This window comes from Paenibacillus pinihumi DSM 23905 = JCM 16419, assembly GCF_000422505.1.
Classification (GTDB): Bacteria; Bacillota; Bacilli; order Paenibacillales; family Paenibacillaceae; genus Paenibacillus_D; species Paenibacillus_D pinihumi.
On sequence record NZ_KE383866.1, the window covers coordinates 245,300 to 263,625 of the forward strand.

17 protein-coding genes are annotated in these 18,326 nt (G+C 41.2%); 2 read left to right on the forward strand and 15 right to left on the reverse strand.

Features of this window, described 5'->3' with window-relative positions:
* Positions 1 to 53 precede the first annotated feature (53 nt).
* The 5 genes from H583_RS0124840 to H583_RS0124860 all read right to left on the reverse strand — a co-directional run bounded on the left by H583_RS0124840 (position 54) and on the right by H583_RS0124860 (position 8,902).
* A complete protein-coding gene (locus H583_RS0124840) occupies positions 54 to 1,454 on the reverse strand; it encodes a TIGR02679 domain-containing protein (RefSeq protein WP_028562848.1) in 1,401 nt (466 codons plus the stop codon).
* Between the two features lie 12 nt (positions 1,455 to 1,466).
* Complete coding sequence (locus H583_RS0124845; RefSeq protein WP_051236968.1) at positions 1,467 to 5,615, reverse strand: TIGR02680 family protein; 4,149 nt, start codon at positions 5,613 to 5,615, stop codon at positions 1,467 to 1,469.
* 11 nt (positions 5,616 to 5,626) lie between these two features.
* The gene (locus tag H583_RS0124850; protein WP_028562850.1) at positions 5,627 to 6,856 is read right to left on the reverse strand and encodes a TIGR02678 family protein; all 1,230 of its coding nucleotides are present in this window, start codon (positions 6,854 to 6,856) and stop codon (positions 5,627 to 5,629) included.
* 11 nt (positions 6,857 to 6,867) lie between these two features.
* Positions 6,868 to 8,409 (reverse strand): TIGR02677 family protein, encoded by a 1,542-nt coding sequence (locus H583_RS0124855; RefSeq protein WP_028562851.1) that lies wholly within the window; start codon positions 8,407 to 8,409, stop codon positions 6,868 to 6,870.
* Between the two features lie 67 nt (positions 8,410 to 8,476).
* Positions 8,477 to 8,902 (reverse strand): nucleotide-binding protein, encoded by a 426-nt coding sequence (locus H583_RS0124860; RefSeq protein WP_211228358.1) that lies wholly within the window; start codon positions 8,900 to 8,902, stop codon positions 8,477 to 8,479.
* A 161-nt stretch (positions 8,903 to 9,063) separates the two neighbouring features.
* Between H583_RS0124860 and H583_RS0124865 the strand changes: the two genes are divergently transcribed.
* Together H583_RS0124865 and H583_RS0124870 are read left to right on the forward strand one after the other, a co-directional pair.
* The gene (locus H583_RS0124865; RefSeq protein WP_028562853.1) at positions 9,064 to 9,486 is read left to right on the forward strand and encodes a hypothetical protein; all 423 of its coding nucleotides are present in this window, start codon (positions 9,064 to 9,066) and stop codon (positions 9,484 to 9,486) included.
* Between the two features lie 191 nt (positions 9,487 to 9,677).
* Positions 9,678 to 10,499 (forward strand): Rpn family recombination-promoting nuclease/putative transposase, encoded by an 822-nt coding sequence (locus H583_RS0124870; protein ID WP_028562854.1) that lies wholly within the window; start codon positions 9,678 to 9,680, stop codon positions 10,497 to 10,499.
* A gap of 101 nt (positions 10,500 to 10,600) precedes the next feature.
* Here the strand turns inward: H583_RS0124870 and H583_RS0124875 are convergent, their stop codons facing one another.
* The 10 genes from H583_RS0124875 to H583_RS0124920 all read right to left on the reverse strand — a co-directional run bounded on the left by H583_RS0124875 (position 10,601) and on the right by H583_RS0124920 (position 18,241).
* Entirely contained in the window at positions 10,601 to 11,029 is a 429-nt protein-coding gene (locus H583_RS0124875; RefSeq protein WP_028562855.1) for an NUDIX hydrolase, read from the reverse strand.
* 45 nt (positions 11,030 to 11,074) lie between these two features.
* Complete coding sequence (locus H583_RS34195) at positions 11,075 to 11,512, reverse strand: WecB/TagA/CpsF family glycosyltransferase (protein ID WP_051236969.1); 438 nt, start codon at positions 11,510 to 11,512, stop codon at positions 11,075 to 11,077.
* 33 nt (positions 11,513 to 11,545) lie between these two features.
* Positions 11,546 to 12,484 carry a phosphotransferase family protein gene (locus H583_RS0124885; RefSeq protein ID WP_028562856.1) on the reverse strand — a complete coding sequence of 313 codons (939 nt, stop codon included), beginning with the start codon at positions 12,482 to 12,484 and terminating at the stop codon, positions 11,546 to 11,548.
* A 159-nt stretch (positions 12,485 to 12,643) separates the two neighbouring features.
* Positions 12,644 to 13,114, reverse strand: coding sequence for an NUDIX hydrolase (locus tag H583_RS0124890; RefSeq protein WP_028562857.1), 471 nt, complete (start codon positions 13,112 to 13,114; stop codon positions 12,644 to 12,646).
* A gap of 38 nt (positions 13,115 to 13,152) precedes the next feature.
* Positions 13,153 to 14,388: a hypothetical protein gene (locus tag H583_RS0124895; RefSeq protein WP_028562858.1), complete on the reverse strand. Its 1,236-nt coding sequence runs from the start codon at positions 14,386 to 14,388 to the stop codon at positions 13,153 to 13,155.
* Between the two features lie 11 nt (positions 14,389 to 14,399).
* Positions 14,400 to 15,236, reverse strand: coding sequence for a hypothetical protein (locus tag H583_RS0124900; protein WP_028562859.1), 837 nt, complete (start codon positions 15,234 to 15,236; stop codon positions 14,400 to 14,402).
* Positions 15,233 to 15,922, reverse strand: coding sequence for an ABC transporter ATP-binding protein (locus H583_RS0124905; protein WP_028562860.1), 690 nt, complete (start codon positions 15,920 to 15,922; stop codon positions 15,233 to 15,235). Before H583_RS0124905 ends, H583_RS0124900 begins: the two co-directional genes overlap by 4 nt.
* On the reverse strand, positions 15,909 to 16,346 hold the full coding sequence (locus tag H583_RS0124910; protein ID WP_028562861.1) for a GntR family transcriptional regulator: 438 nt from the start codon (positions 16,344 to 16,346) through the stop codon (positions 15,909 to 15,911). Before H583_RS0124910 ends, H583_RS0124905 begins: the two co-directional genes overlap by 14 nt.
* Positions 16,347 to 16,603: 257 nt before the next feature.
* Positions 16,604 to 17,086, reverse strand: a complete 483-nt coding sequence (locus tag H583_RS36830; protein ID WP_161631218.1) for a LysM peptidoglycan-binding domain-containing protein — start codon at positions 17,084 to 17,086, stop codon at positions 16,604 to 16,606.
* A 93-nt stretch (positions 17,087 to 17,179) separates the two neighbouring features.
* Positions 17,180 to 18,241, reverse strand: coding sequence for a flavin-containing monooxygenase (locus H583_RS0124920; RefSeq protein ID WP_028562862.1), 1,062 nt, complete (start codon positions 18,239 to 18,241; stop codon positions 17,180 to 17,182).
* Between the last annotated feature and the right edge of the window lie 85 nt (positions 18,242 to 18,326).

Consider the following 18,326-nt stretch of genomic DNA (forward strand, 5'->3'; position numbering starts at 1 on the left):
GATGCAATTTCATCATTTATTGTATTGAAAGGGGAGGGAGAATATGAGATTAATTATTGCAGTTTCATACGAATGACTTCTAGCAGGTCACTTTTTAGCTTTTTTGTTATACTTTCTTGAAAAACCTTATCACCAATTTGAGCCATTTTTTGAGCTAGATCTCCGGTCATATTTTCCAACATTATTCTTTCATGTTTGGAATGTTGAAGGTTACCTTTGCTTGTATGCGTAGCATAGGTTTGGGAATCCATATTCCAAGGCTTATGGTTCCCTAAGTGTGCAACAACCTGCTTAATTTGTAAACCAGCCCAGTCGAAATCACCAGAATAATGGATAATGCACTCAGGATTTGTTTCAATTGATCGTGCAATAAATAATTTAAGCGCACTCCGCGGCTGACCAGCAGTACATAAAAGGGCAGGGAAATCACTTGGTAACTGTTCAAATGATAATCCATTTCGACCCAGAAAATATAAAAGTTCATCGACTAAAAATGAGAAGACTTTTGGATTTTCTACAATATACAAGGACTGATACTCGGGCCATTCTGTATAGGATTCCAGTTCATTTAAACTTACTGTTCGGGAGTAGCATCCATAAATAAAGCCGCCAGCAAATACATAGGCAAAGGAGCTCAAGTCATCATCCCAAACACCAAAGTTTCTGTAAATTTGTCTTCTTCTCATGAATTCAGGACCAATTAATTTTTCACTCTTTGTTATGATGTCATGATTTACTTGATGATTGTAAATATCATGTAAAGCGTACCATAATAGTCTGCCAACTGGATTCTTCCAGTCAAAGGCATGTGGGTTTCGAGTAATATAATCTGCAAAAATAGACAGTTCAATTTTAGACGTACTGCTTCCGATTGTTTCTAGGATCTCTTCTTTATTAAAAAACAACTCCCACAATGCTCTAGCACAAGAATAAAGCTCTTCCTCCCCTCCACCTTTGTAAATGACACTTTTCAAAACTCGATAACCCTCAGCCTTCCCCTGCTCTAATCGTTCAAACCAGTTAAATAATTGTCCTACATACGGCTCTGTATACAGATCAGTACCATACTCCTGTTTGAATCGTGTATTTACTCTTTTGAATATATTTAACCATACCTCTTCCTTTAATTGCTTTTCCTCTGCCTTCGTTAATAGTTGTTTGCCGTATAAAAGTTCGTATAACTCAGGGATATCCAATTGATATCCGTGTTTTAGCTCTTCTTCAAATGCTTTTAAATGAACTTCAAGGATATCACCAGGATGTATTAATCGCCTTAACTGACTCCCAAAATAACTTTGCATTCTCTCTGCTTCTGCTAATGATTGGACTTTAAATTTAGCGAAGCCTCTGACTCCATTTTGACCTTTATACTTTTTAAAAGTCATACTTAACAAATTGGAAAAAAGCGAGTCACTATAATATCGCCTGGCTTCAACTCGGGCATTCGTTTCCATGGTTATACCTCATTATGGTGTATTCATATTTTTCTCAATTAATGTTCTCGTCTCTCCATTCCATCGGTAATGAAATAGGGTAACAACATCTGAATCTTTGGGTCTATAAATTTCATAAATCGCTAATTGAGGGACCGTGTCGTAGCATCCCCATAGTACTTGGGAAGTCATCATATAATCAAAACCCATATCCGTTAACAAATGAAACATATCCCTCATATTTGCATCGTCAACACCAGCAAAAGCTTCATCCAAAGAAATGATTTTGGGCGAATCTGCTCGGGCATCATTATATCGGGAGTAAGTAGCTGCAAATAATGGAATATACATAGCCATAGCTTTTTCTCCGCCACTTAACACATTAAATTTAGAATCCGTTAGTTCTTTATAGGCAGTCTGATTCCCTTTTCGATATAAGAGTTTAAACTCAAACCAAGAGCGGTAGTCCATAAGGTCATAGATATACTGTCGGAATGAGCCTTGCTTTTCTTCTGCATGCTCCTTTGCTTTAAAAATCCCGCTTCGAAAATGGGAGATGACTTGTTCAATTTCACTGTCATCCATCCGATGGGAATCCCGCATTAACAACTCGACCAATGTTTCTGTATCCAATTCAGATTCACTGTTACGCGCCTTAGCTGTCCACTTTAATGATAATTTCAATCCACTTGAGGTATCACGTTGCCCCATCAATTCGTTCATTTGATGAACCCATTCTTTTGCCCGATGAATACGATACCGGATTGCCTTACCTACACTTTGTAGAATGATTTCTTCATATAAGAGGCGATCCTTTTCCGTTAGTAAAAATCGTTGTTCTTGCTCTTGTTCGGTTAATTCCTCCAGCAGCATGGTTGGAGTTATCGGCTTCATTCGGTCTCGTTTGGAAGTAATAAGAATGCGATTTGAGAATATATGTTCCCTTTCCAGCACATATTCGTGGAGATTGACTTGCGCCAAATTAAATTCATCCACAAGGTCGCTAACAACTTTTTCCAATGATTTGTTTGGAAGTAAAGAGCTATAGGTCTTTGTGATTTTTTGACATAGCTGAAGAATATCTTTTTGGGATTCAATTTGATTTGCGTACTTGTGCCATTCTGGCAGGAGTGCCAGGCCAAATTCGAACTTCCAATTGGCATATAGTTCATCGAACTCGGTTTGCTTCTCATTCAATTGACTTTTTGATACTGCTAGATTAGCTTCTATTCCAGCGATTGTCGCACTAAGGGTTTCTCTACTACTAAATAAATCTTCAATCGTATTTTTTAGCGTTTCCCTTTCATCATTTAATGCCGTAATTTGCAAATGAATATCTTCAATCCCCAGCTCAACCATTAGTTTCCCAAGCTGCTGTGAACGTGCGAGATTTCTTGTATTCTTTTCTTCCATTTCTTGTTTTTGCTCATAATCTTCTTGCACTAAAAGATTAATTTCATTTTGCTGATCTTCTTGGGTGATTTGTTGAGATAAAATATCATGATGCCGAATCCATAAGGAATTTAGTTCTGAAATTAGGCCTAAATACGTCCCACATAGTTCAATTGCTACTTCAATCGTTTTTTCTTGTTTCAGCAAGGACCAATTAGCGGTTTGTTCAATTAATTGCAAATGCATGCTTCTCCAAGAAGAGTTTTTCTCTTTATACCATTCCTCTACTTTTTGTTCTTGACTCATTATTTCTTCTAAGCGATAAGATACTTGTACAAGTAGTTCAAAATGATCCTGTAATTCTTGATCGTTCGGAAACGATTCCATTTCTTTCTTTAAGAGATTCAAATTACTATGAAAAACGCCTTGTTCCTCTACCAGTGAAATAATATCCAATTTTATCCGGCGGATTTCTGATTCCAATCTCTCCATCTCGCGACGCTTGGCCAGCAATCTTGCTTCCTTGCCGATATACTCTGCCTGCTTCTTAAAAAACTTCTGCCCTACAAGTGGACCGATTTTGAAATGCCCCGCACCGACACCAGATAATTGGTAACTCTTGCTTTGTTCCGGTTGGTCTTTATTTGTCCAACTAAAGCTACTTAATACTTTATTTATATCCTCAATACTTAGGCCACTCTCTATAGATGGTGCTGGAGATATAACCGAAGCAAGTGTTTTACCTTGAACTGGCTTTGGCTGAATCCATACCTCCTCATCCTTATGAGTCAGGTTCGTATCCTCAATTAAGCCTCCAGGATAAATCCATGCATCGAGCAAGCCTGCCTGTTCCAACGTTTCTTCTAATTCAGCTTTTTCAAACTCTGATAGGGATAAATTGAAATCACACACAGCATAGAAAGGAGCGCCAGTTCCCGGTTCTCTTCCTTGGCGTGATGTATGTCTGCCTTCTGTCCTTCTAGGCTCAGGCTCCCTATTTAACTCCCAAGTCCTAAGTTCATGAAGCAACTGACTTTGCTCAGTCTCCAAAATGCCTTTTTGTTGGTCCAATTTCAGCATTTGCTGCATGATCTCTTCTTTTTTCTGTTCAAATGCAGTCAAAGCAGGTATTTGCACTACTTTATAATTCCGATTCTTTAATGATAAGTTCGATATGGAGCGTAATGATTCTCTTAACAAATCGTTATTCATCGGCAATTGTTTTAAAGCTTGTTGCCAAATGACTACATTTTCACGCAATCTTTCTTTTACTTCCTCCGACTTGCTTTCTAAGGCTATTTTTTCGTCTTCAATATGATTACGTTCTTGGTTCACCTCTCCTAATCTAATCGCAGCGTCCGCAGCTGCACGGGACAACTCTCTTTCCGCTCTTGCAGTAACGAATGCAACGGTTAATTGTTTCTTGTGCTCGTCTAAATCCTTCTTCCAGCTTCCAGCCCATCGCTCATCCTCAGGCAGATTCTTAGACCACATTCCATGATAGATATCATGCTGACGAAACTCTATCATTCTTGCCAGATCTTCCATTTCAGTTATAGTCTGCTTTTCATCCGTCACTATCTGGCCTAGTTTCTCCTTTGATAAAGATATTTCAACTTTTATTTGTTCGAACCTGTTACTGTTAATTAGTATTCGTTCCTTAACGCTGTTTAACTGCTTCTTGGTATCACACAATTGCTCCTCGACTAACTCAAGTTCTTTCTGCTTTTCTATAGCTTCACTTCGGTTTAATATATCCAGTTCTGTTTCTACGGTTACAAGTTTCTGTTTGGATAGATTCCATTCTTGCATAACAGCGGCTCGTTCTTGGTTTGTAGCCATGTTTTGTGCTTCCAGTTCTCTAACCTGAACGGAAAGTTGATCACATAAATAAAATATAGTTACGAACTGAGCAGAGTGTTGATTTAATATAAAACGATTATACACTTCATATTTTTCTTGAATTTTGCTTAAATTTTTACGTTGATGTTCCAACTCCTCCAACCGATCAGCTATTTGTTCCATATCCTCCATAATGTCCGTTAATGGTCTCAGTTCTTCTTCCAATAGCGGTGGAAGTGCATTGGTTAGAATATTGTACATTGCTGTAGGCTTAAAATCTTTTGATAATTTGGGACTTCTTAATTCAAGCAGCAACTTCAATAAATCCTTGTAGCCCTCCTGATCCTGAAATCCAAACAATGATTTGTTGACCATATCTCTGTACAAGCTTTGTTCCTGTACCAGTTTCCCGCCCGAAGAGATCTTCTCCTCTAATAATTTACGATTCAATGGTACTTTTTGATTTTGCTCTAGCCATAAGTTGCGGTCATATAACCAAAAATCGTAGTTTATCCGTCTTCCATCCTCCAGCAAAAATCCCCAAAATCCGAGCTGCTTCACATTTTTTCGAGCACGTAGACCAATCCCTATTGTTTTATATAAATTCTTTGGTGCATGATAAAATTCTAACCATAGATAGCCTGTTCTATCTGTATGTCCCTGCTCCATATCCCCTAACAGATAATACTCTAATCGGCGATCCCGTGATCCAAATGGATCCAGACGCTCAGGGCGTTTGTCACCATCTAATACAAGAGGAATGAAACTTTGCATCGTTACGGATTTACCCGAACCATTCGTTCCTCTTAGAATAATTTTTCCATCCTCCAAACAAAACTCTTCATCATCGTAATACCAGAAGTTTAGAATCCCTGCCCGGCTCATCTTCCAACGACCAAGATCACGCTGAGCTATCCTCTCAGGTTCTAATAATGCAATCGTTTCCATTCTATTCCCTCCTATCCATCTATCTCTATTAGCCCATATTCAGCAATCCATCTTCCTGCCGCTGCATTAAGCAAGAAGAACTCGCTATTTGTTTCCCATTCTCCAAAATTCCACTCGATCAGATGGTCACAAATAAGCTCAGCCAGAACAACTGATTTCATTTTTCGATGATCTGTAGTCCAGAACTCACCAAATTCTTTTTGAAGCCGGATAAGCATCCGTTCGATCTCACCTTTCGTGAACCGAATCGTTCCATTTGATTCTATTTTTACCGTAGGTTCAGACTTGGATAAATCTTGGCGAATTTCATTAAAAATCAAAATGGTTAAATCCGAAATTGAAGAAAAAGTCGGAAACAATTCGGCATCATTTGCCATGTCTAACTCAAAGAACAGGAGTCCTTCTTTATATCGGCTTCCTGCCCAACCGAACATTTCCTTTAATTGAGCCAGTACATTGTTTCTTTGACCATGAAAATATAATGGATTTAACTCCAAGTGTTGATCTAGTACGATTGGCTCCAGCAAAAACCGACGGTAGAGATAATGTTTCCTTCGCCGATTCATTTCCTCAAGCGTATCACCGTAGTTTATGGTGTCAGACATTTCATCAAGCGAGGTATAACTCAACAAATCTTTTGGAAAATTCCGCATGACATAGCGTGAATAAGAATTACATTCATATAGTGCGTTATTATCATTGTTAGATGCCCATGAAGATTCAGACCCATCAATTGCATGTATTACATTTAGAATTTTCAGCTTTTTAATTGCCCGAGCCATTGATAAACGATGGAAGTAATTTTTCCAATCCACCTCTAGATCTTGTTCCAGCATATATTCTCGAATTTCTTTGATCATATCTGTTAAAAGAATTTGATCGCGTTCTCCCTTGTCTTCCAGATACCAGAGACAATAAGTAAATAAAGCATAGTCCAGCGGCTCACGAAACTCCTGAAAACCCATCCAGGAATGAGCTACAGCTGGAGCTTTTTCCAATTTTGCAAGTTTAGCATTTACAAACAAGGTGTACCCGGCAAAATCCAAAAACCATTTTCGCAGTTCAGTGTATTGATCCTTAATCCAATAATAAAGCTCAGCATCTGTTTCCTTTGCGATCCATGGCCTATTTAACAATGCATTCATGCACATTCTCTTTCTTCGAACAAGTTCCTTTTTCTCTACAATGTTCGTTCGTCGCCTTTTAACCCGGCTTGGATCACCAATACGTATATTCTTCATGCCTGCACCGCCTAATTATGAGAATGCTCTGCCCACTGTAATAAATTTTCCCAAGCTCTTGGATTGATTATTCGGAATGTGAATTTGTAATTCATTAATTCCAATTGACCATCCTCACATAATAAAAGAGTTCTCTCATTATGTACTGGCTTTTGCAAGCAAATCTCAATTCCCTCTGCAGTCTGAACTGCTGATAAAGAGGAAGCATTACATCGGCTGATCCATTGTAATAATTGCAATCGGGTCGTAGTCGAAATGATATCTAATTCTGAAATCGCAACTTCTCTAGCCTCTACCATTTCAATTAAAAATTTCAGCTCTTCCTTCTGTTTTTCTATAAACTCTTTCCTGAATTTTTCTTTTCTTTTGGAATGATCTGCGACAGCATCCGTGTCATGACGATCATTTTTCTTACGGCTACGCGAACGTAAAATTTTAGGTATGGGCGACTCTTTCCACATGGATATGTCTTCACTATCTGAATCCCTGCGGTCCTCGTCTTGCAAATGTCGGGTTGGAAAAATTCCAAATGTGAACGCGGCAAGTTTATGCGCATCTTCCACATTGCTGACCCGGTAAAACCATTGACCCAAATAATCCAATTCTTTTCGCCTGCTAATACTTGAACGTTTTCGTTCTTGAATTCGTAAAGCGCTGCGAACAATTTTAACAATGGCGTCCTTGGTAGAGCGTTCAAGTAATATTAACTCACTAACCGAACCTGCATCTCCTACAAACCATTTCGACAATCTGCTCCAGTTATCCAATAATTCATCCAAGTACTGCTCTTTTGAAATATTTTGCTCCAACTTTGGGATACGCCACTCATCTTCAATAATAGAATCAAGGAATAGATCCCGTACATTTGTAGTTATCTGATTAAGATATCCTTCAATCTTGAAGGATCGCCGTTGCAGGGTCTGAACAAAATCTTGCAAATAACGTGTAAGCGAATCCTTGTATAACAAAAAAGTCTCTGCCACCATTAATTCCTCAGAAAGCTTGGTCTGGAGGCTTGCAATGTAATCTACAGATGTTTCATTTAATCTTTGAAATGAACTGGACAAGGTCTTCCACAACTCCAAAGCCTCATGGTCCTCATATTGGCCTGAATTTTCCCTGATTTTCATTAATGTTTCTGCAATGGTGTCAAATAGTGTCGGTTCCAGAGATCCTCCATAACCTCGTACTGTCTCCAAATTTTCAAGCAGTCTCTCAATTTCAATCGAATAAGGGGTTAATAGATATTGGAATTTCTTCCGCAAGTATTCTTCAACCGTTACAGCTCTGCCACCATCATGTCGTGAAGAGAGATTCCCCCACTCAACAAGTTGGTCCAAATCAATTTGACATTGTTCTATTGTGTAATTTTTGAGCACATCCCATTCTTTTACCCCCTCATAGATTTGATCGGTTTTTAGCCAATAATTTAACCTTTGATATTGTTGATAAATATATTTCATGATAGCTTGGTATCGGGTAACATTATCAGCATTTACATACTTTAACTCAGGTATATTTCGAAGTGACTGTAAACTTGGTATTTTACTCAAAATACTCTCCTTTCAAACCTTCTACTGAAATTTATAGGTTCAGAATTTTACTAATGATTCTGTCTATTCAATGGGTTCGTCTCAACCAACTTAACAATTCAATTTCTGCCCGATATCCTTTATCCAAATCACAATACATGATTCCATTTAAATCTGAGGGTATTGCTGGATTGCCTCTGCGACAGATTATGACCTTGTCTCTTCCAAGAGCCTCCACAAAAAGAGCATATTCAAAGATTACATTTCCTCTTGGTTTGAAGATATAGTTATTCTGATGCTCCACCTGGTCATCTTCATTAAAAATAAAAATAGCACGATCTACTTTTTTGCAAAGCTCTCTTAAACTATCAAGAATATAACTACCTAAAGGCAGAACGTCTGCCTTGTTCCATGGCAACGGATTGAAATTCTCCTCTTGAACTAACATTGCAATGTATCTAAGATCATCCAATGCTCTTGGCAAGTTCGAGCTTCCAAGAAAAATGTTTTGCACTACAATGTACTCCCTTCGTTTTATTCGTACACCATAATTACCAAAATGATACAATAAAGCTTATTGCTTGTATAGTTTGAAATTTGATTATTATACCAAAATGTGTTTTTATTACATTAATAGCAAATAAATTTAATTTTCAATTTTAAAGGAGTGAAACTATGTCTACTAGTCACGAAAAACTAAAAATTATTATCGATGAACTTAAAAATGAAAACTTGGATAATGCCTCTTTGATATCTTTGTCTCAATTTCTCTGGGTATCTTTCTCCGAAATAAAAGATAAGTTGGAAGCCACAAAAACAACTGTAAACCCTAATTCTTACTGCCCCCGCTGTGGATCCAGCTTTGTAAGGGAGCATGGCAAAGCTACATCTGCACGAAAATTATGTATAATTTGCAAAAAAGCTTTTACACCGGAAAAACTGAATAGAAGGCGCAAACCGGAAGAATACATAAAGTTTCTCAAATTCATGAATGAAAATAAGAAAAGAGTTTTTATTATTAAAGAACTAAAGATCTCCCCAAAAACCTTTAACCGATGGAAAGACGAATTTGAATTTGAATTCGCAAATTATAGATAAAAACAAGGTAAGTTTGAGCTTCAACCTTGTTTTTAACCTAGTTGAATAAAAATTTGATAAAATACTTTGAACACACTTTGGTTCTACATTTGACATTGAAAATATACATCAAATGGCTATATTGTGTGGCTTTAGCAACTTAAACTCAAACATGTTATAATAATTTTGAATGAGAGTAGGAGATGATTTAGATGCATGAACTTCTCGACCCAAAAAATGATTTTGTATTTAAACGCATCTTCGGCAGTGAAGAAAATAAAGATATTCTTTTAGCTTTCCTTAATCGTACTTTTAGTGAAGCAGGAGAGCCGCCATTAACTGAAATTATTTTAATGAACCCCTATACAGATAAAGATTCGCCACGAGATAAGCAGTCCATTTTTGATATTCAGGCCAGGACGACAGAAGGTAAACTAATTAATATTGAAATGCAGCTCTTTAATAAATATGATAATAAAAAACGCACTTTGTATTATTGGAGCAAACAATACTCTACTCAGTTAGAAGAAGGACAGTCTTATAAAAAACTCATGAAATGTGTGACAATTAATATCCTTAATTTCACCATCTTGGCAAATGACCGTTATCACAATATTTTTCATCTGAGGGAAGATTACAGTGGTATTAAGTTGCTAGATGACATTGAAATTCATTTTATTGAATTATCCAAATTGAATAATCAAATTATTCCACATGAAGGTGGATTAATGAATTGGTTGCTTTTCCTAAAAAGTGAAGATACAGACCATTGGGAGGTATTGAAAATGAATGAGCCCAAGCTCGGCAAAGCTATGACTGCACTTGAATATTTGAGTCAAAATGCAGAAGCACGCCGGATGTATGAAATGAGACAGAAGATTCTTCATGATGAAGCATCTATGTTAGAAGGAGCGCGGGAAGAAGGAAAACTTGAAGTTGCAAAAAAATTATTGCAGATGGGCTTGGATACCGACACAATTCATGAAGCAACTGGTCTGAGTATTGGTGAGATAAAGAAACTTGATATGAATTAAAAAAATCCGGGCTGCAGAGGATAACTCTTACAGCCCGGATTTTAATGTTTCTATACACTTATTATTTCAGTTACAGCCGGAAACAAATATTGCACTCTCTACTATGGTTCCAATTTGAATACCTGACTGACAAAAGGCGTCACAGGCAGCTGCTTCAATTTTTGCACATTAATCCACTCTGCCCCAAGCGAATCCTGTCCGTCCCCATACGTTTTCAGCTCATCCCCGTCACTAGTCAGCTCCACATCGTAAAGAATGCCGATATGATGCAATTCTTCCAGCTCATTTTTCTGAAAAGAATGAATCAGTGTATAGGAAAACGAAGCTCTTATCGTCCCTTGAAGCCTGGTCAATCCTGTCTCTTCCTCAAACTCCCGGAGCAACGTTTCATATGGCGTTTCCCCAAATTCGATCGTACCGCCGGGGAAATCCCATTTGCCTGTATGCGGACCTCTGCCCTTTCGGACAAGGAGCACCTGATTGTTCCTCACGAGCACCCCGTATACACCAAGATGAGTATGTCGCTTCACTATTATCCCCCTTGTAAAAACTCTCCTTATCATGTCATACATTCATTATGCAAGTGTTAGCCGGGTTGCCGCGGATGCACCCGGACATCGTAACGAAATGCTACTCTTTTCTCTAACACCCCGAACCTGTTCGCTTGTTGCCGGATCAGCCCCCAGGAAATAAAAGGACCAGCCCTGTTCATTTCCCGATTCCAGCAGTCTGAGCAATGTATCGTAGCCTGTCACACGCTCAGGGAGATTCCCCCCTTTGACACGCGAAACCATGACAATCCCAATTCCATCCGCCGTAATCATGTCCGCCTCATCCACGATGGTCCGCAAAGACTGGTCATTCTGGCAGGCCATCGTGATTTCCGGATTCACGGTAATGACATGGAACAGCTTGGATTGATTTTGAGCAATCACTCCGCTTAGCTGCTCAATGGTCTCATTTAACGTCCGCTTCGGAAAGCGAATTCCCATCACCTTTGCATGCGTATCCATAGCTGCTCAACCACCTTCGATTCATTTTGCATGTCAAGCTATGACCTTATTCAAATAGTTCTCCAAACCTTCCTTTGCCCGCGTATCATTCGTCCATGCTCCCAGATTCCAGGCCATGAACCGCAGCCCGAGATAACGGGAGGCTATGCTGAAATATTGATTGAATTTTGCGGGAGATACTGCCCTGCTTACTTCCCCAAGCGCCTCCTGATAGGCATTAAGCTGCTCCGACCGATCACATCGGAGAGGCATGTCCAGAAACAACGAGCCGTATCTTGCCTCCTCCCAATCGATAAAAAGCACATCTGTATTTTGATGAACCAGTACATTGCCCGGATTCAAATCATTATGGATCAGCGTATGAAATCTCTCATTGTGAACAACATCATTCATTTCCTGGATGATGCTGGCAGATATTCTCTCTACCTCTGGTATGTAATCGCCATAGACTTCCCTGAACTGTTCATCCCGGCAAGCTGTTTCCCATGACGGTCTCCAACGTTTCTCTATCATCTCTTCGATATGAACCATATCCGCACATGGCAGCCAGGACATTAACTCTTGCTGGCCCAGATTAATTCGATGAATATACGCAAGCGACTCCATTTCTTTCATCTGAAGCTTCTCCACGTCGATTGTATGATAATCCGTCTGGTAATCGACATCCTGAATGCAAATGAGCGCCCGGTCAGACCGAAAATCCGTTGTAAAACTGTAAGGCACTTTGGCGGATTGGGCGAATAAGCGGCTTAAAACCCGGCGTTCTGTGAGTTTAGCCAGCTTGGTAATGAAGGAAGCCTCCTCCTTCATCCCGTTCTTTTCAAATTGCACATGATGCCTCTGGAGGCTCACCGCCTGATAGCCCATCTGCAGTGCCCGGCTCTCTGCCGCTGTTACTTCCGCAACCGGAGAAATGTATAGCTTCGTTGTTTCCTGAATTAGCTTCATAACTTCTTGTTGTTCCAAACTCATCCTTGTCCTCCATCAAATTGATAATATTACCATTATTATAGATGAACAGAGCTTCCTGCACCATCATTTCATAGAATTTCCAGAATAAAGATGTTTATATAATCGACAGTATTGTTTAAGCAAAAAAAACCGCCCATAAAATGGGCGGATAGAACTTTCCTAACGGCATACTCCGAATTCTCCAGATCGCCAATCATTATACGCATCCTCATGCTGTTTTACGAATAACTGAGGCAGCTCATTCTTGGGAAAAAACTTTAACTCCAGGGTCTCATCACCATCTGTTACAAGTTCGCCACTGACAGGCGTACATTGAAAAAAGAACATAATAGACTGAGCTTGATCACCGCCGGGATAATGATGAACATACTTTGTATAAACGCCGATAAGCCGTTCAACTTTCACGATTAAACCTGTTTCCTCATATATTTCACGAATCGCAGTTTCTTCGGCAGATTCCCCCAATTCCATCGCACCGCCTGGAAATCCCCAAGCACCGCTATCCCCTCTTCTTTGCAATAAGACTTCTTCATCTTCATTACATATAATACCTCCTGCAAAATTGAGGAAAATCAGTTCATGCCCAACCCTTTCTCTGATCCACGCAATATAATTTGGTCTATTTGTCATCGTATATTCCCCTCCAGCATCTTTACCATGGAAATTAATCACTGCCGTTTAACGTAGATATTTCCCAGACGCAAATACTCAATCTTTTCCGTCTCTGCAACCTCAGGATTCACATAAGCGACTTGGCCGAGGTACAGAATGGTTGTATCCTGCAAATCCACTACAGCTACCAAAGGGGCGCTTTTGGTCAAGAGCAAAAGATAGATCTTATTGTTTCCTAAGACTGCATCTCCAATTTTCACAGCTCCAAATTGCTCCGGCGTCAGCTTCAAGTATTCCCGCCTGTCCTCTTTCGTAGATAAGTTATATTGGGACACAACAGCACTTTGTACACTATACTTGACCAACGAATAAGTATCGCCGTACAAGCTTGTTTTAAATCTGTTGTCTTCGGAATCAAAAGATTTGCTTAACGTATAAAACACTGGAATCTCTTCCTTTTTCCCTGTCAAAAGTGAATAAGCGTAGAGGTGCTCGGACAGTCTCTCAGATTCAAAGCTACTGCCAATTGAGCCGGAAATAATACTCTCTTTTGCTTCATTGACCAACATAAACGCAGATGAAGACTCGGATAAATCTTCGTTCAGGTAAATGCTATTGCGGGTGAATATCTTTCCGGACAGCTCATTTTTTCCCGCCAGCTTATCCGTCCGATCCCACTTTTCACTGGAGAGATCAATAACCAGGTCATAAATCGCTGCGGAAGGATAATAGGACAAGTAATTGTTAATCACAACATGCAGCTCATTTCCTAATTTCTGCACATCTGCAATTGCACCGGGAAATACCCTGACGTCAACCTCAAACTGACGCTCTTTATCGGCTTTTCGATCATATACAGTAATTTGCATCGTTCCACCCTGATCGCTTGAATCACCGCGGAAGTCAGCCCATTTCGCATAAATGAACCAGTCCTCATTAATATAAGCTTGCAAATCATATTTTTTTCCTCGCGTAACATTGCGGCGCTCTCCGATGAATGAATCAAACATCATGCTCCTGGAAAACCATTTATCTCTGCCTAATAACTGGTTGCGAACATTCGTATTACGATCCTGGTAACGGCTTCCGGCTGCAGTTACTTCCACAACTTCGGATTTCATCCTGCCTCCATAAGTCCCGGTAAGAGAAACAGCCCCTAGCTCATCAGGATCACCTTCCAACGCTTCGAGTTTAAAATCAGGGAGATGATCAACGGAACCCATACTATAATAGACAGAAATCCCGCCAATAGCCAGCAAACTAAACAACAGCGTCATCCAATAACGTTTCATCGTTCTCCCCCTTATACCGTGATCTTTTTGGCAAGCAGCCGGAAACCAAAGAGCACCGACAACATAAGGAGTACCAGACAGATTCCGAATACCAGCCCTACAATCTCATCGGTATAGAGAAAGGAGTCCGGATTTCCAATGCCCAGAAGGTCTGGAAGAAACATTACCGCCATAACATGCACAGCAACATATAGCAGTCCGTACAATATCCCGATTCTCCTATAGCTTCGTTCCAGCAAAATCGCGGTAAAAATAATCAGCACCGCCATAATACCTGCTCCATAGATCGTGAAGAATTGCTCCACATTGCGCGGAAGCAGCATATCGAGCGCAAGGTTGGCACTAATGACTTCAGGCCAGTAAGAGTCCACTCTCCACTCCGCGGGAACCATCATTTGAAACAGCAGCTTCTCAACAGGCAGCAGAAGCAATTGATACGAGACCAGCCCGAATACAAAAATAAGGATGGCTGTCAGCTTCGCCAGGTAAATCTGGCATCTGGCTCCAGGTAGCATTAGCAGCCGGTAAATGAAAGTCGACTTTCCCAGCCAGTCTCTGTACCAGATGAAAAAGATGTAAAGCCCAATTACTGCAATACTAATGAATATCGGAATAATAAAATAAAAGTTCGTCTGTGAGATAACCCATGTAAAAGACAGCATGCCTTCGGGAACAAACGGTTGCCTGACACTGCTATAGGCCGGATTCTCCCATTTCAATGACAGTTCATCGGACAATACGGAAATAATTGCACCCACCTGAAATATCAAAATAATGCCCATTAAGAAAAGCATCAAATATCGGAATCTGTGAACTTCCATATGGACCAGCTTCAAATAGCGGTTCAAGACTGATATACCTCCCTCATAACATCACGTACCGATTTGCCTTCTTCATAGCGCATGACTTCGCAGTCGAAGGACCGGATGATTTTCCCGTCTTGCAAAAGCACAGCCTTATCCATCAGCCGCTCCATCTCTGCGATCTCATGTGTGGTGAACAGCACTCCACGGTCTTCAATAAGATCGCTCGTAAACACCTCAGTAATCTTCTCACGGCTGAACATATCGATCCCGGAGAATGGCTCATCCATTAAGATGTAGTCCGTATCCTGGCCTAGCCCCAGCATCAGACTGAACTTTGCAGTCGTTCCCTTTGACAGGTTTCCAAGCCGTTCCGTTCTTTCGAGACCAAAAAACTGAAGCAATTCCTGTGCCCGCGCCATATTCCATCCCTTATAAAAATCTTCCATAAAGCGCAGTGATTCACTGATTCTCATTCCGGGAGGCATCGTGAGATGATCCGGTACAAACGCAATCCGCTCATAGACCTGCTTGCCGGGCGCTTCACCATCAATGGTGATATGCCCGCCATGAATCGGTGTCAGGCCCATAACCGCATGAAGCAAGGTTGATTTACCCGCTCCGTTAATGCCGATCAGACAAGTAATCTGCCCTTTGTCAGCCGTGAAGGATATACCGTTTAATACTTTGCGCAGACCATATCGTTTATGTACATGTTCAACTCTGATCACCACTTGTACCCCCTCCATCAGATTTCGGCTGACGGTTTGTCTCTTCCGTATATTTTGACCGCACCAAATCGAGCAGCTCTTCTACTGGCACATTTACCTTGCGTACAGATGCAACAAAAGCATCCACAGCCTCTCCGATTAATTCCGAACGGATGGCACGCAGTACCTCTTCATCACCCGTAATCCGGCTCGGTGAATTCCCCTCTGTCACAATCAACTGCTGTTCCTCCATTTCCTTGTAAGCTTTCTGGGCTGTATTCGGGTTAATCTTCATCAACGTTCCCAATTCCCTGCGTGAAGGGATAACTTGTCCGGCCTGTAATTTTCCTGTGGCGATTTGCTCCTTGAAATGCCGGACAACCTGCAGATAGACCGGGTCCCTGCTGTTAAAATCAACTGAAGCCCAAGCTTCACCTGTTCCCATATCTGATTTCACCTCATTAAAAACCGAGTGTGTGTACTATGTAGTTCATACACCTTGTAAGTGTATTATCGCGATAATACACCAGCTTGTCAACCCATTTTCAACCATGTGTCCCTAATTTTTGGTTCCACTTCGTAATCGGCACCTGCACTCTTAAGCAGTTCCCCGTCAATTTTGTCCTCTTACAACAATAGACACCGTTAACCTCAAAGGGCCAACAGTGTCTATCCAAAGATCACAATTTTCAGTTGTACCGCTTAATACCCTGTATATGGCGAGTACATCGGCCAGTTGTTCGGGCTGGCGGCCGGAGAAACATTCGCCGGGGCAACATTCATTGGAGCCATATTCACAGGGGCCACATTCGCCGGAGAGACCTGGCTGTTCACCTCTGCCTTCTCTTCCAGATACATTTTGTGACAGTACATTTTATCCAAACGCGGGATATTAACAGTAGTGCCTTGGACCTGAGCCGGATTTTGAATATGCGGATTCATCGCCTCCAGAATTGGCTGCGGACAGTTGTACATACGGGCCAGGCTTTCCAGCGTATCTCCTTCTTTGCATTGATGCTGTGCGTAATACTGGTCATCCCGGACATTTCCGTCTCTAAAAAACGGGAAAAAGAATGGAGAAAGGAAGAAGAAAGGGAAGAAGCGGGGACGCGGAAAAAAGAACGGATTAAAGAAAGGTCCTGCTCCCGGTACAAAAGCTCGACTTGCATGGTGGGGATGTTGCATGTGTGATTGGCCTCCTTGGTATAGGTACTTACCCATACCATATGAGCAATCTCCCGAATTGGTTAACATTATTTGCATCCTTCATTCCTTGCCTTATCTATTCCATTCTTCCTTAGTTTTTTTTAACAAAATAGACACCACATATTCTGCATCTTGCCCCGCTCCGCCGATCAGTGCAGAATTCCGGGAGGACTGCCAAGGCAGGCCGACATAGTAAACACCATTTAACGGACTAACACCCCGCTTATGAAGCGGCCTGCCTGCCTCATCAAGTGCAGCCGGTATTTGCAGCCAGCTGTAATCCGGGCGAAATCCGGTCGCCCACACGACATTATCTACGCGGACAGATGAACCGTCAGCGAAATATGCTTTTTGTCCGTTCGTTTCTGTTGCTTTTTGCTTTACGGTCACTTTCCCGGAACGAATCAGCTTTTTCAGTTCAAAGCCGAAAACTGGATCGGGCCGTCTTCGCACCAGCTTCCCGAGCTTCCGCTCCGGGGAGGCATGTAAAATACCGAGCTTGTCGAACCACCAGAATATACTCTTCCCGGCAAGGGACAACGGCATAAATGACATCATATGGCCTGCTGCCAGCATAACAGGGCGCTGCCCGGCAATCTCTGCGGCAATTTGAGCTCCTGAATTCCCCCCCCCAATTACAAGAACGGCTCCCTCCTTCAAGTCAGCGGGATTACGGTAAACTGATGAATGAAGCTGCCGGACCTCCTGATCCAATCCACTGGCAAGCTGCGGGATATACGGCTTCTGAAATGGCCCCGTAGCAATAATAACCGCTCGCGACCGTATTATGCCCTGGCTGGTTGCCGCCACAAATTCATCCCCTTCTTGTACAAGAGATTGAACCTGTGTATCCAATTGAACCTTCAATTGTTTCTCCCTTACATAGCGCCTTAGCGCCTCTGCGATCTCATCCTTGCCGGGATAGCCGGACGGGGCTCCCGGCAAGGACATTCCCGGAAGCAGGCTGTATCCCCTGGGCGTAAACAGCTTGAGAGAGTCATAGCGCTGTTTCCACACCTCCCCTGCCTTATGCCCCTGGTCAACAACAAGATACGAGATGCCATGCCGTGCAAGGTGATAAGCCGCGGCGAGTCCGGCCTGGCCTCCGCCGATAACAAGTACATTTATGTCCATTTTCGTCCCCTCTTTTTTCATATTACAATACATGAACACATATTCATATATTAATTGAAAAAAGGAGCTTTTGTCAATTTATTCT

Coding starts and splice junctions, on each gene's coding strand:
- H583_RS0124840 (WP_028562848.1), bottom strand. CDS start 1,454: ATGGAAACGAATGCCCGAGTTGAAGCCAGGCGATATTATAGTGACTCG.
- H583_RS0124865 (WP_028562853.1), top strand. CDS start 9,064: ATGTCTACTAGTCACGAAAAACTAAAAATTATTATCGATGAACTTAAA.
- H583_RS34195 (WP_051236969.1), bottom strand. CDS start 11,512: ATGGATACGCATGCAAAGGTGATGGGAATTCGCTTTCCGAAGCGGACG.
- H583_RS0124885 (WP_028562856.1), bottom strand. CDS start 12,484: ATGAGTTTGGAACAACAAGAAGTTATGAAGCTAATTCAGGAAACAACG.
- H583_RS0124870 (WP_028562854.1), top strand. CDS start 9,678: ATGCATGAACTTCTCGACCCAAAAAATGATTTTGTATTTAAACGCATC.
- H583_RS0124850 (WP_028562850.1), bottom strand. CDS start 6,856: ATGAAGAATATACGTATTGGTGATCCAAGCCGGGTTAAAAGGCGACGA.
- H583_RS36830 (WP_161631218.1), bottom strand. CDS start 17,086: ATGCAACATCCCCACCATGCAAGTCGAGCTTTTGTACCGGGAGCAGGA.
- H583_RS0124895 (WP_028562858.1), bottom strand. CDS start 14,388: ATGAAACGTTATTGGATGACGCTGTTGTTTAGTTTGCTGGCTATTGGC.
- H583_RS0124890 (WP_028562857.1), bottom strand. CDS start 13,114: ATGACAAATAGACCAAATTATATTGCGTGGATCAGAGAAAGGGTTGGG.
- H583_RS0124920 (WP_028562862.1), bottom strand. CDS start 18,241: ATGGACATAAATGTACTTGTTATCGGCGGAGGCCAGGCCGGACTCGCC.
- H583_RS0124910 (WP_028562861.1), bottom strand. CDS start 16,346: ATGGGAACAGGTGAAGCTTGGGCTTCAGTTGATTTTAACAGCAGGGAC.
- H583_RS0124845 (WP_051236968.1), bottom strand. CDS start 5,615: ATGGAAACGATTGCATTATTAGAACCTGAGAGGATAGCTCAGCGTGAT.